General features: G+C 72.7%; 15 protein-coding genes. 7 read left to right on the top strand and 8 right to left on the bottom strand.

The features are described from left to right. The first annotated feature begins 163 nt into the window (after window positions 1-163). Window positions 164-1,135: an aldo/keto reductase gene (locus tag IW249_RS24295; RefSeq protein ID WP_124770871.1), complete on the top strand. Its 972-nt coding sequence runs from the start codon at window positions 164-166 to the stop codon at window positions 1,133-1,135. A gap of 55 nt (window positions 1,136-1,190) precedes the next feature. Here IW249_RS24295 and IW249_RS24290 read toward each other — a convergent pair whose 3' ends face one another. From IW249_RS24290 to IW249_RS24280, 3 genes are read right to left on the bottom strand one after another with little or no spacing between them, the layout of a single operon-like run. Further along, a complete protein-coding gene (locus IW249_RS24290; RefSeq protein WP_196922872.1) occupies window positions 1,191-2,096 on the bottom strand; it encodes a hypothetical protein in 906 nt (301 codons plus the stop codon). A gap of 14 nt (window positions 2,097-2,110) precedes the next feature. Next, window positions 2,111-3,172, bottom strand: coding sequence for a WXG100 family type VII secretion target (locus tag IW249_RS24285; protein WP_196922871.1), 1,062 nt, complete (start codon window positions 3,170-3,172; stop codon window positions 2,111-2,113). Then, entirely contained in the window at window positions 3,169-3,501 is a 333-nt protein-coding gene (locus IW249_RS24280) for a hypothetical protein (protein ID WP_196922870.1), read from the bottom strand. The genes IW249_RS24285 and IW249_RS24280 overlap by 4 nt, the downstream gene beginning before the upstream one ends. A gap of 92 nt (window positions 3,502-3,593) precedes the next feature. Between IW249_RS24280 and IW249_RS24275 the strand changes: the two genes are divergently transcribed. The 3 genes from IW249_RS24275 (at window position 3,594) to IW249_RS24265 (ending at window position 5,216) form a co-directional block, all read left to right on the top strand. Then, a complete protein-coding gene (locus IW249_RS24275) occupies window positions 3,594-4,013 on the top strand; it encodes a YbaB/EbfC family nucleoid-associated protein (protein ID WP_196922869.1) in 420 nt (139 codons plus the stop codon). Further along, a complete protein-coding gene (locus IW249_RS35065) occupies window positions 4,010-4,837 on the top strand; it encodes an SseB family protein (RefSeq protein ID WP_196922868.1) in 828 nt (275 codons plus the stop codon). Before IW249_RS24275 ends, IW249_RS35065 begins: the two co-directional genes overlap by 4 nt. Before the next feature lie 187 nt (window positions 4,838-5,024). Continuing rightward, complete coding sequence (locus tag IW249_RS24265) at window positions 5,025-5,216, top strand: DUF5703 family protein (RefSeq protein WP_013734349.1); 192 nt, start codon at window positions 5,025-5,027, stop codon at window positions 5,214-5,216. A gap of 51 nt (window positions 5,217-5,267) precedes the next feature. Here the strand turns inward: IW249_RS24265 and IW249_RS24260 are convergent, their stop codons facing one another. Then, a complete protein-coding gene (locus tag IW249_RS24260; RefSeq protein ID WP_196922867.1) occupies window positions 5,268-5,930 on the bottom strand; it encodes a hypothetical protein in 663 nt (220 codons plus the stop codon). Window positions 5,931-5,988: 58 nt separating this feature from the next. Next, a complete protein-coding gene (locus IW249_RS24255; protein WP_196922866.1) occupies window positions 5,989-7,317 on the bottom strand; it encodes a M20/M25/M40 family metallo-hydrolase in 1,329 nt (442 codons plus the stop codon). Between the two features lie 148 nt (window positions 7,318-7,465). Between IW249_RS24255 and IW249_RS24250 the strand changes: the two genes are divergently transcribed. From IW249_RS24250 to IW249_RS24240, 3 genes are all read left to right on the top strand, one after another. Then, a complete protein-coding gene (locus IW249_RS24250; RefSeq protein WP_196922865.1) occupies window positions 7,466-8,077 on the top strand; it encodes a hemerythrin domain-containing protein in 612 nt (203 codons plus the stop codon). An 83-nt stretch (window positions 8,078-8,160) separates the two neighbouring features. Then, window positions 8,161-9,141, top strand: coding sequence for a LysR family transcriptional regulator (locus IW249_RS24245; RefSeq protein WP_196922864.1), 981 nt, complete (start codon window positions 8,161-8,163; stop codon window positions 9,139-9,141). 60 nt (window positions 9,142-9,201) lie between these two features. Further along, window positions 9,202-9,447: a hypothetical protein gene (locus IW249_RS24240; protein ID WP_196922863.1), complete on the top strand. Its 246-nt coding sequence runs from the start codon at window positions 9,202-9,204 to the stop codon at window positions 9,445-9,447. Window positions 9,448-9,503: 56 nt separating this feature from the next. On the opposite strand, the gene IW249_RS24235 is transcribed toward IW249_RS24240, so the two are convergent. Genes IW249_RS24235 through IW249_RS24225 form a run of 3 tightly spaced genes read right to left on the bottom strand, consistent with a single transcriptional unit; the run spans window position 9,504 to window position 12,612 of the window. Beyond that, the gene (locus IW249_RS24235; RefSeq protein WP_091408434.1) at window positions 9,504-9,854 is read right to left on the bottom strand and encodes a DUF3140 domain-containing protein; all 351 of its coding nucleotides are present in this window, start codon (window positions 9,852-9,854) and stop codon (window positions 9,504-9,506) included. Further along, the gene (locus tag IW249_RS24230) at window positions 9,854-10,057 is read right to left on the bottom strand and encodes a hypothetical protein (RefSeq protein WP_196922862.1); all 204 of its coding nucleotides are present in this window, start codon (window positions 10,055-10,057) and stop codon (window positions 9,854-9,856) included. The genes IW249_RS24235 and IW249_RS24230 overlap by 1 nt, the downstream gene beginning before the upstream one ends. Continuing rightward, window positions 10,054-12,612 carry an ATP-dependent Clp protease ATP-binding subunit gene (locus tag IW249_RS24225; protein WP_196922861.1) on the bottom strand — a complete coding sequence of 853 codons (2,559 nt, stop codon included), beginning with the start codon at window positions 12,610-12,612 and terminating at the stop codon, window positions 10,054-10,056. Before IW249_RS24225 ends, IW249_RS24230 begins: the two co-directional genes overlap by 4 nt. Window positions 12,613-12,659: the final 47 nt, after the last annotated feature.

Genomic DNA, 12,659 nt, shown 5'->3' with positions numbered 1-12,659 from the left:
AGGTCGCCCCAGGTTACGCAATGCCGATAACGGACTCGATCACCGGCTCGACCCCTTTGATCCCCCCTCCATCGGGGCAGCCCGGGGCGGCGGAACCGGCAGAACCGGCAGAGATACGGGAGCGAGGATATCGGTGGCGGCAGGTTCGAAATAAGGTTCACCCATGCAACAGCGACCGCTCGGCCGAAGCGGGCTGGCGGTTTCCCGGCTCGCGCTCGGCACCATGACCTGGGGCCGGGACACCGACGCCGACGATGCGGCCGCTCAGCTGAAGAGTTACCTCGACGCGGGCGGCAACCTGATCGACACCGCCGACGTGTACGGCGACGGCGACGCCGAGTCGGTGATCGGCTCACTGCTGGGCTCCCTCGTCCCCCGCGAGGAGCTGCTGATCGCCACCAAGGCCGGGTTGCGCCCCGGCAGTGGGCGACGTCGGGACGGCTCCCGGGGGCACCTGCTGCGCACGTTGGACGCGTCGCTGCGCCGGCTCGGCACCGACCACGTCGACCTGTTCCAGGTGCACGGGTACGACCCGGACACCCCTCTGGAGGAGACCCTGGCCGCCCTGGACCACGCGGTGGCCAGCGGCAAGGTCCGCTACGTCGGGGTGTCGAACTTCTCCGGCTGGCAGACCGCGCGGGCCGCCGCCTGGCAGACCGCCTGGCCGGGGCGGGCGCCGGTGGTCGCGTCCCAGGTGGAGTATTCGCTGCTGGAGCGGGGCGTGGAGCGGGAGGTGCTGCCCGCGTGCGACGCGCTCGGCCTGGGCGTGCTGCCCTGGTCGCCGCTGGGCCGGGGCGTGCTCACCGGCAAGTACCGGCACGGCCGTCCGGCCGACTCCCGGGCCGCGTCGCCGCACTTCGAACGGTTCGTCGCCACGTACCTGGAGCCACGCTGCTCCAGCATCGTGGAGGCGGTGGCGACAGCGGCCGGTGGGCTGGGGGTGTCGCCGCTGGAGGTGGCGTTGGCGTGGATCCGGGACCGGCCCGGCGTGACCGCGCCGATCCTCGGCGCGCGGACTGTGGGGCAGCTGCTCGGTGCGCTCCAGGTGGAACGGATCACCCTTCCCGAGGAGATCACCACCGCGCTGGACGACGTCTCCGCGGTGCCGGTCGGCTACCCCGAACGCGACGGCTGACCCACGCGCCGGGTCACCGTTGAGCAGCCGGCCGGGCCAAGGCTGACCGGCCGGGTCACGGCGTCGGGCGCTGGCCGGGGAGGTCCTGGATCGCGGTCAGGAAGCGCGACTGGTCGTCGCGGAGCGCGGGCTGAGTGAGCCGGATCCACGAGCCGTCGTCGAAGACGATGGTGGAGGCGAGCTGCACCAGCCCGCTCGCGCCACGCTCGGAGTCGACCCGGGCCACCCGGTCGCGGCGCACACTCCACAGCACCCGCGGTTGACGGCGGTCCGGCCGGTCGGCGTCCGGGCGGGGGCCCATCCGCAGCAGGTGCAGGTGGGTGTCGGTCACCGCCAGCGGGGTGCCGTTGTAACGCTCCAGGAAGAGCAGCAGGCTACCGGCGAGGGTGGCGAGGTCGCCGCTGAAGACGTACCGGCGACGGTAGGCGATCTCGGCGAGCTGGTCGGCCAGCGGACGGTACAGGCTGAGCCGAAACAGGGCGCGGAACGCCTCCTGCTCCTCGGTGAGCGGGATCGGCTCCCGCTGGGCGGGTTGCTGGGGCAGGCCCGGCTCCGGCGCGGCCACTTCCGGCACACCGGCGGCGATGGCACCGGCCTTGCCCGGCAGCAGCAGCACACCCGCGGCCAGCCGCACCGGCGTCAGCACGGCGTCGACCCAGACCACCGGGTTGACGATGTTGAGCAGCCCGAACAGCACCTTCGGGTCGAGCGAGTCGACAAGCTCGTCGGCCATCACGGTGGCGAGCTGCCGACCGGCCTTGTGGGTCGCCGGGACGCGGACCGGGCCGAGCCCCACATAGCGCAGCTCCTGCCCGGGCAGCAGTGGCCCGACGAGAGCACGTTCGGGTTCGTCGCTGGTGCGGAACTCGTCGCGCAGTTCACGGGCCTTGTCCCGGGCGGCCCGCGCGCCGCCGAGCACCGCGTCGGTGAACCGACCGAGCCGACCCCGCTCCCCTGACATCACCCGTCGCCCCCCTAGCGGCCCGCCGGCTGACCTGCCGGCGGCTGCCCGAAGACATTCTGGTCGATCCAGTCCGCGCCGCCCTGCACCGCCTGGTCGATCTGGTCGCCGACCTGTTCGCTGCCGGGAACGGAGAGCCCGCTGGTCAACGCGACACTCCCCCAGGTGACACCGTGGACCACCGAGTTCGGCACGTTCCACGGCAGGTGGGTCGCCCAGTCCCGGGCGATCACCCGGGCCCCGTCGGCGACACCGTGCGCCCGCAGCGCGGCGGCCCGGTCGAGGGCGCCCATGTCGAACGGGGAACCGGACTTGCCCAACTTGTAGGTGCCCTTGGTCGGGTCGAGGACCTTGTGGTGCCACTTGTCGAGCTTGCCGGCGGCGCGGCGCTTGTCGGCGTACTTCTTGCCGGCGCGCAGCGCCTTCTGCATGTCGACCAGCTTGTCCAGGTGCGTCCGCAGCTTGCGCAGATACAGCAGAACCCGCTGGAGCAGGCGGATGACCTTCTGCAGGTGCACCGCGAGCGGCCGGATGACCTTCAACATCCGGGTGACGACGATCAGGCCCCTGGTGACGGCCACGCCCACACCGGCAGCCCAGGACGCGCCCATGGTCACCGGGGCCATCAGCAACGCCGTCACCAGCGTCACCAGGAGGAAGTTCACGAACTCCACGCAGATGTCCACGAGCACGTCGTGCACTGTCTGCAGACCGTCGGCGACACCGCGCAGGTACTCCGCGGTCGCGGCGAACTGCTCGGCGACGTCGAGGAGCTGCTGCTCCACCTCGGCCAACCGCTGGCCGTACGCCACACCGGACGGTGAGCGCCAGCCTGCCTGCGCGGACTCCCGGGCCCCGCGGTGCCCCTGGGCCAGGTCGCGCACCTGCGCGGCCAGCGCGTCCCACTCGGCGGCCTTCGCGCGCAGCACGGCGGGCTCGCCGTCGACCAGGTCGACGAGCTGGATCAGTGGCCACGCCAGGGTCCGGCAGACACTGTCGACGGCGTCCTGCACGCCGGAAAGCGCGCTGTCCAGGCCGTTCCACAGCTGGACGGCACTGCCGGCCGGGCCGCTCATCCGGGCAGCCCCGCCTGGATGGCCTTGAACCCGGCGTCGAGGTCCCGCTCGTTGTGCTCGTACGCCTCGACGGTGTCGGCCAGCGCCGTGGCGACCCGCCCGAACGCGGCGTTCGCGGCGGCGAACAGCTCCTTGCCGCCGGTGACCTGCTCGGCGTACTTGTCGCGAAGCATGTCGCTGGCGAACGGCAGATGACCGAAGGCGTCCGACGGCACGTCGCCGGCCGAGACGATCTGCCGTTCCAACGCGGCGAGCGAGCTGGCGACCTGCTTGGCGGCTGTCTCCAGTCGACGGACCGCCTGCACGTCGACATCGATATCCGGTGGCATGCCGTTCCTCCCCCATGAGTCGAGCGCACCGACGATACGATCTCCCGGCCGCCGGGCACCACCCGGTCGCACGATCCACGGGGAGGAATCTCATGACGGACCCGACGTCCGCGTTCGACGCGCTCGCCGGGCGGATCGCCGACATCGAGCGCCGGTTCGCGGGCCTCCGCGACGACCTGGCCGAGCTGTCCGGCACCGCTACCGACGAGAGCGGGCTTGTCTCGGCGACCGTCGACGCCACCGGAGCGCTGACCGGGCTCACCCTCGCGCCGGCCGCCCTGCGCGCCGGCACCGAGGGGGTGGCCGAGCTGGTGCTCGACGCGTACCGGCGGGCTCGCGAGGTCGCCTCCACGCACGTCGACGAGCACACCGAGGGGTTGGACGTCGCGCTCGGCGCGGGGCTCGGCGACCTGTTCGGCACGCCGGGCGACTTCTCGGCGCTGGGCCGGCTGGAGGAGACAGTGGCCCGGCTCGGGCGGCTCGACGACCGCCTGCCGGGCGCACCGGCGTGACGTCGCCGTCGCCGACCTGGCCGGAGGTCGCCGCTCGGCTGCGGGACACCGTCGCCCGCTGCGACCGGGACACCGACCTGGAGCTCTCCGCCGGTCCGCGCGGGATCCGGCTGCTGGTGCGCCGCCAGGTGGTACGGGTGATCTGCCCCGGTCACGACGAGGCACGCCTGGCCGCGCTCGGCTGGCACCGTCCGACCGGCGGCGAGGGCTGGTGGTACGAGACGGCGCGCACTCCGGAGCAGGTGGAGCGGCTCAGTGTGTTCGTGACCCGTACCGCCGCCGAGGTGTTGACCGACGAGCCCGGCGCGCTCTCCTGCCGGCCGGTGCCGCCGGCCGCCGGCCCTGGCCCGACGGTGCCGCCGGCCGGGCACCCTGGCCCGGCAGCGCTACCGGTCGCCCAGCCGGCACCGGTCGAGGTGACCCAGGTCGAGGCGACACCCGCCGAGGCGGCGGAGCCGACGGTGGTTGCGGTGCTCGCCGCTGCCGTCGACCGGCGTGACCTGCCCGGCTACCTCGGAGCGCTGGCCGGCGCCACTGTGTGCGTCCCCCTCTCCGGGGAACCGGCGCCCGACGCCGACTTCCCGTGGACGGTGGTCGGCGACACGACCGGGGCACCGCTGCTGCCGGTCTTCACCTCGCCCGGGGCGCTCACCGCGTTCGCCGGGGACGGGGTGCCGTTCATCGCGCTGCCCTGCGCCGAACTGTTCGAGGACTGGCCGGACCCGGCCTGGGGGCTGACTGTCGACCCGGGCACCCCCCGGGCTGTCGCCCTGGCCGCGCCAGCCCTCGCCGCCCTGCTGACGGCAAACGTCCCCCCGGCCTGAGCGCCGCCCCTTTTCAGCGATCTTGCGGTTGCTGTCGCGGCACACCGGGCGTTCCCCCTCATTCCGGCAACAGGAACCGCAAGATCGGCGCGATGGGGCGCGGGGCGGCACGAACCGCCCACGGCAGCGTCGTTGGTCACTCCGGAGGGGGTGGCGAACAGCCCCTGGGCTGGGCAGCATGGAGGGCATGGACTACGAGTACGCGCCACTGCGGCTGCCGCCGAACGTCGACCGGCTGACCGCCGCGGCGCAGTTGGCGATCCAGGCGGAGTTCTCCGGATGGGAGTTGGCCCGGGTGCGGCTGTACCGGGACGGCACGCGCCAGGTGGTGCTGCGTCGTCGGCGGGTCAACCAGCCGCAGCCGGGTCTGTCGTACTGACGACCGGGCGGTGCCGCCCGAGGCCGGAGTCGGCCCCGGGCGGCACCCGGCCTAGTGCTGGTGCCCGGCGTGGTCGTGGTCGTCGTCGAGCTCCAGGAACGGGTGCTCGTCGAGCCGACCGACCAGCCGGTCGTCGGCAGCCGGCTGGAACGGGCCGACCGCGTCGTCGTCGTCGAACGACTCCAGGTCGACAGGGGTGCCCACCTCGCTGACCATGACCACGCCGTCGAGCGGCTCCAACTCGGGGACGTCCAACGCGCCGAGCGAGCCGTCACCGCTCTGCAGCAGCTCCAGCACCGCCTCGCCGACGCCCTCCACCGGCGCCGGCTCGTCGTCCTCCGGGGTGCCCTCGCGGCGGGCCGCCTCGGCCACCCGCAGCAGCGCGGCGACGCTCGGCACCCGGTAGTCACGACGCTGACGCACCGAGATCACCCGGGGGTGCGGGTCGCTGGCCTCGGCACCCTCGCCGCCGCCGAAACGCTCGTCGGCCTCGTCCGGGTCGATCGAGTCGACATCCCACGGCGTCACCTCGCCGAAGGCGTCGAGCAGTCGCTCGTCGTACGCGTAGGAGGCGTTGTTCAACGCCACGTACGCCTGCCAGACGTCGTCGTCGTCGACGCGGCCCTGCGCGGCGCGTACGGCAGCCAGGTGGTGGCGGGCCGCTTCGATCACCCGCTCGAGAGCGGCGTCCAGCTCACCATGCTGGTCGGTCATGTGGGGCAGTCCCTTCACGATGGGGAGGTTGCGCGCCGGCGGCCACCGCCGGACACGACTAGCAGGTGCGGAGGAACCGGTCGAGAACCCGCACGCCGAACTGTAGTCCGTCCACCGGAACGCGCTCGTCGATGCCGTGGAACAACGCCGAGAAGTTCAGGTCGGCGGGCAGCCGGAGCGGGGCGAACCCGAAGCAGCGGATGCCGAGCTGCGAGAACGCCTTGGCGTCGGTGCCACCGGAGAGCATGTACGGAACGGGACGCGCCCCCGGGTCCTCCGCGCGCAGCGCCGCCGACATGGCCTCGACCAGGTCACCGTCGAAGGTGGTCTCCAGCGCCGGCTGCCGCTGGACGTACTCGATGGCGATGTCCGGGCCGACCAACTCGCGCAGCTGCCGCTCCAACAGCTCGGACTGGCCGGGCAGGCTGCGGCAGTCGATGGTGGCGGTGGCCCGGCCGGGGATGACGTTGTCCTTGTAGCCGGCGCTCAACCGGGTCGGGTTGGCGGTGTTGCGGATGGTCGCGCCGATGATGTTGGCGATGGGGCCGAGCTTGGCGATGGCCGTCTCCGGGTCGTCCGGGTCCAACTCGATGCCGAGCAGGTCGGAGACCTCGGTCAGGAAGGCCCGCACGGTGTCGGTGACCACCACCGGGAAGCGGTGTCGGCCGATCCGGGCGACCGCCTCGGCGAGCGCGGTGACGGCGTTGTCGTCGTGCATCATCGAGCCGTGCCCGGGGCGGCCCTTGGCGTGCAGCCGCAGCCAGTCGATGCCCTTCTCGGCGGTCTCGATGAGGTAGAGCCGCTGGCTGTCGTTGACCGAGTAGGAGAAGCCGCCCACCTCGCCGATCGCCTCGGTGCAGCCGTCGAAGAGGCCCCGGTGGTTGTCCACCAGGAAGCGCGCCCCGTAGTCGCTGCCCGCCTCCTCGTCGGCGGTGTATGCGAGCACGATGTCGCGCGGGGGTCGCACGCCGGTGCGCTGCCAGTGCCGCACCACGGCGAGCACCATCGCGTCGAAGTCCTTCATGTCGATGGCGCCCCGGCCCCAGAGGTAGCCGTCGCGCAGCTCGCCGGAGAACGGGCCGACCGACCACTCGTCAGCGTCGGCGGGCACCACGTCCAGGTGGCCGTGCACCAGCAGCGCGCCCCGGCTCGGGTCGGTGCCCGGGATGCGGGCCACCACGTTCGCCCGGCCGGGCGCGGACTCGTGCAGGACGGACTCCACGCCGACCTCGGCGAGCTTCTCCGCCACGTACTCGGCCGCGCGGCGCTCGCCGACGCTGGTGTCGTTGTCACCCGTGTTGGTGGTGTCGATGCGCAGCAGGTCGCGGCAGAGGTCCACGACCTCTGCGGTGGGGTCGGGTCGGGCGGAGGCGGCATCGCTCGTCATCGCCTCTTCATACCAGCATGGGCTGGTCGGCGGGCCGGCGCGGGTGGACGCATCGACGGCTCGGTTTCGCGGTGGTCGCGTTCGGGTACCGCCGCCCACGACCGTACGTCCCTGCCGGAGCTTCCGCCCGCCAGTCGAGGAGGGCACCATGTCCGCTGTTCCCCTGCCGCCGTTGCCGCCCGCGCCCGCACCCGAGGAGGGCTACCGACCCGCCGGTCGCAGCATCGCCGACATCGTCGACCGGGAGCACCGGCAACTGCTGGCGCTGCTGGACCAGCTCTCCGGCCCGGACACCACACCGCGGGAAGGGCTGCCGGTGCTCACCGCCGCGCTGTCGCGGCACCTGTCCGCCGAGGAGCAGTACCTGCTGCCGGCGGTCCGCGCGGCGCTGCCGGCGGCCACCGAGCGGGTGGACGCGGAGATCAACGCCGACGCGGCCCTGCTGAGCGCCCTGAAGGGGCTGACGGACGAGGCGCTGACCGAGGTCGCGGAGCGGGTCCGCCGACACGTCGACGGGGTGGGCGCGCTGGTCGTCGAGCTGCGCGCGGTCGCGACCGAGGAGGAGCTGATCCGGCTCGGCAACCGGTTGGAGATCGCCGAGGAGGCCGCGCCGACCCGACCGCACCCGGGCACGCCGGCCACCCCTCCGTGGAACCGGATCGTGGAGCCGGCGGTCGGGGTGGTGGACAAGGTCCTCGACGCGGTGACCCGGCGGCCGACGTACCTGGCGGACCTGCCGGAGCCACCGCGCGACCGGTGACCGGCGGCCGCCGGCAATGCATTCATTATCACCGATCCGCTCGGGCTATTCCGCCAGCAGACCCGTAGTCCTACCGTCACCCTATGAACCTGGAGCTGCGTCACCTGCGGGTGGTCTGCGCGATCGCGGAGACGGGAAGTGTGACGAAGGCGGCCTCGGCGCTCGGCCTGGCCCAGCCGGCGCTCACCGCCCAGCTCCAACGCATCGAGCGGACGCTGGGCGGCCCGCTGTTCGACAGGGACCGGCGCGGGGCCCGGCCCACCGCACTGGGTGAGCTGGTGCTGGCCCGCGCCCGGGTGCTGCTGCCGGCGATGAAGGGGTTGCAGGACGAGGCCGCCCGGCTGGCCGGGGCGGGCGACACGCCGCCGTGCTACCGGTTCGGTGGGGTGAACAGCCCGATCCTGGGTCGGCTGGTGCACCGGTTGGCGGCCGAGCAACCGCCGGCCCAGATCACCACGTACGCGTCCTGGTCGGTGGACGAGTTGGCGCAGTTGGTGGCCGGCGGTCGGCTGGACTTCGCGCTGGCCGGGGTGTGCGGCGACGCCAGCCCGTCGGCCGGGTTCGGGTTGAGCTGGCAGGAGGTGGCCGTCGACCCGGTACTGGTGCTGCTGCCGGAGACCCATCCCCTCGCGGCCCAGGACGAGGTTCGCCTGGCGGACCTGCGCCACGAGCAGTGGGTCGCCGCGCCGGGCGACGGCTGCTTCGCCGACTGCTTCGCCGCCGCCTGCGCCCGCGCCGGCTTCACCCCCCGCAAGGTGTACGAGACCGACATCCGCGGCTGCGTCGACCTGGTGGAGGCCGGTGTGGCGGTGGCCCTGTGCCAGGCGACGTTCCGCCCGGTGAGCGGTCTGGTCACCCGTCAACTCGCCGGTACGCCGCTGCGCTGGCGGCTGCTACTCGGTTGGCATCCGGACTCCCCCGCCGCCCAGGGCGCCCAGCTGGTGCTGGAGACGGCCAAGGCGGCGTACGTCGACTCGTTGGCGCCGCACCCGGCGTACCTGGCCTGGCTGCCCCGCAACCCGGGGTTCGGGGTGCGGCAGCCGACCGGGGTCCGGCCGGGCTGACCGGCCGGTATTCCCGGCCGCTGGCGGTGCGAACCGCCGTGGGCCGGGTATCTGGCGGACATGACCGACCTCTACCCGCCCGCCGACGACCGCGAACTACTGCGCCAGGCGGCTGCCGCGCACACCGCCGCCACCCGTGAGGTGGAGGCGTTCCTGCGCCGACTGCCGACGGTGCCCGACCCGGCCGACGTGACCGAGTACGCGAACCTGCTCACCCGGGAGGACCAGACCCGCGGCGACCGGGACGCCGCCGCCGACGCGGCGGGCCTGACCATCGGCAGTCTCGAGTCCGACCAGGGCCAGTAGTACGCCGCGACGGTGCCGTCCCGGGCTCGGGACGGCACCGTCGCGGGTGGCCTCGCTCAGCGTTCGACGAGCGGATCGTGACCCAGGTCGAGCAGTGAGTGTCGCCAGCTGTCGTCGGCGTTGCCGCGCGACGGCTTGGCGTCCATCAGCTCGCGGATCCGCTCGACCGCCTCCCGCATCACCTCGATGTCCTCCGGGGTGAGGTCCACCTTGCGCTTGTTGAGCACCTTGAGGATCTCCCGGCCGGGCTGGGGCAGGTCGAGGTTCGGGTTCGGGCTGAACGACTCCTCCCCCGAACCCCGGGTCAGCAGCCAGGTCCGCAGCTGCTCCGACGGGACGTTCACCTCGGCGTGGAAGTCCTCCCAGAGCACTTCCACCTCGGGGTCGAGCCGCGCTTCGCGTACCATCAGGTCTCCTCTCCGGGCGGCGGCCCGGACGTCTCCGGGTCGTCCTGGTCGGTCTTCGGGTGCAGGCCCTCCGCTGGCACCCGCGTGCGGCGGGGGTTCGCGGTGGGCGACGCCAGGATCGGGTCGGGATGGTCGTCCTCGTCCCGGGGTTTCGCGGGCTGGTGCGGGTCCTCGTGGTCGTCCCCTCCCGCCGACCCGCTCATCGCGGGTGGGTGGTCGTGGCGGCGGTGTACCCCCGCTCACCCGCGGTCACGTCGAAGGTGAGCGCGCCGTCGCGGACGTCCACAGTGACCTTCTGCCCCGGCGAGATCGCCGACTCCAGCAACATCCGGGACAGGTGGTTGTCCACCTCCCGCTGGATCACCCGGCGCAGCGGGCGGGCACCGAACTCCGGCTGGTAGCCGTGCTCGGCGAGCCAGTCGATGGCGGCGGTGGTGAACTCCACCTGGAGGTCCTGGGCGTGCATACGGCGGCGGGTCTCCTCCAGCAGCAGCGCGGTGATGTCGCGCAACTGCTCGGCCTCCAGCCGGCGGAAGATGATGACCTCGTCGATGCGGTTGAGGAACTCCGGGCGGAAGTTCTCCTGCAGGCGACGCATCAGCCGCTCGCGCAGCTCGTTGCTCTCCTGCTCGCTGCCCACGTCCCCGGTGCCGAAGCCGACCGAGCGCTGGGCGCCGGTGATCAGCTCGGAGCCGAGGTTGCTCGTCATGATCAGGACGGTGTTCTTGAAGTTCACGGTACGACCCTGGCTGTCGGTCAGCCGCCCGTCGTCGAGCACCTGGAGCAGGATGTTGAACACGTCCGGGTGGGCCTTCTCGATCTCGTCGAGCAGCACCACCGCGTACGGGCGGCGACGCACCGCCTCGGTGAGCTGACCGGCCTCCTCGTAGCCGACGTATCCGGGCGGCGCACCGACCAGCCGGCTGACCGTGTGCCGCTCCTGGAACTCGCTCATGTCCACCCGGACCATCCGGTCCGCCTCACCGAACAACGCCTCGGCCAGAGCCCGCGCCAACTCGGTCTTGCCGACACCGGTCGGGCCGAGGAACAGGAAACTGCCCATCGGCCGCTCCGGGTCGGCCAGCCCGGCCCGGGAGCGACGCACGGCCTCGGCGACCGCGCTGACCGCGTCGTCCTGACCGACCACCTTCTGGTGCAGGTGACCCTCCAGGCGCAGCAGCCGGTCGCGTTCCTCCTCGGTGAGCTGGCTGACGGGGATGCCGGTGGCCCGGGAGATCACCTCGGCGATCTCCTGGGGGCCCACCTCGGGCACCTGGGAGCCGGACGAGCCGTCGTCGCCGTTCGCGCGACGGATGTCCTCCTCCAACTCGGCGATCCGGTCGCGCAGCGCGGACGCCCGCTCGTACTGCTCGTCGGTGACTGCCTGTTCCTTGTCCCGGCGTACCTCGTCGAGTTCCTGTTCCAGCTCCCGCACGTCGGACGCGGGGGTGCGGGTGCGCAACCGCACCCGGGCGCCGGCCTGGTCGATGAGGTCGATCGCCTTGTCCGGCAGGAACCGATCGGTGACGTACCGGTCGGACAGTTCGGCGGCGGCGACCAGCGCCTCGTCGGTGAAGCGCACCTGGTGGTGGGCCTCGTACCGGTCGCGCAGCCCGCGCAGGATGGCGATGGTGTCGTCGACGCTGGGCTCGGGCACCAGCACCGGCTGGAACCGCCGGGCCAGCGCGGCGTCCTTCTCGATGCTCTTGCGGTACTCGTCCAGCGTCGTCGCGCCGATCACCCGCAGCTCACCCCGGGCGAGGGCGGGTTTGAGCATGTTGGACGCGTCCATCCCACCCTCGCTGCCGGCGCCGCCGGCCCCGACCAGGGTGTGGATCTCGTCCATGAAGATGATCAGCTCGTCCCGGTGCGCCCGGATCTCGTCGATCACCTTCTTCAGCCGTTCCTCGAAGTCGCCCCGGTAGCGGGTGCCGGCGACCAGGCCGGCCAGGTCGAGCTGGACGACCCGCTTGCCGAGCAGGGTCTGTGGTACGTCGCCGTCGCAGATCCGCTCGGCCAGCCCCTCGACGATGGCGGTCTTGCCGACGCCGGCCTCGCCGATCAGCACCGGGTTGTTCTTGGTCCGCCGGGACAGGATCTCCACGGCCTGTTCGATCTCGTCGGCGCGTCCGATCACCGGGTCGATCTGGTCGTTGCGGGCCAGGTCGGTGAGGTCCTGCCCGTACTGGTCCAGGGTGGGGGTGCCGCGGTCGGGCTTGGGCCCGGTCATCGGCCCGCGCTCGGCGTTGGCGGCCTGCAACGACTCGGGTTGGATCCGGCCGGCGGCCAGCATCCGCCCGGCCGGTGACTCCGGGTTGAGCGGCAGCGCCATCAGGATGTGCTCGGGGCCGATGTAGTTGGCGCCCATCGCCCGGGACAACTGATGGGCGTCGAGCAACGCCCGCTTGGCGGCGGGGGTCAACGACAGGTTGGGCGGCACCTCCCCGCGCGGCGCGCCGTCGCCCTTTCCGCCGAGGGCGTTGAGCAGGGTGTCCGGATCGGCACCGGCCCGGCGTACCAGGTCACGCAGCGGTTCGCGTTGCAGCGCCGCCCAGAGCAGGTGGTCGGTGTCCAGGTCGCTGCTCTGCCGTTGCGCGGCCCGCCGGGCCGCGTCGGCCAGCATCTCCCGGGCGTCGGCCGTCATCAGTCGGGTGATGTCGACCCGGTGCGGCGGTCGGCGCCCTCCCTCGCCCCGGCCGAAGTACCTGGCCAGGAATTCGTCCCACGGGTCGGAGCCGATGTCACCGGGTCCCATCATGTCTGTCCTCCGCAGTAGGGCTCGGCACGGTCGGCAGGGGCTACCCG

Origin of the sequence: Micromonospora vinacea, from assembly GCF_015751785.1 — a bacterium.
Classification (GTDB): domain Bacteria; phylum Actinomycetota; class Actinomycetes; order Mycobacteriales; family Micromonosporaceae; genus Micromonospora; species Micromonospora vinacea.
Note: the sequence above shows the minus strand (reverse complement) of the source record. Positions and strands in the feature narration are given on the sequence as shown.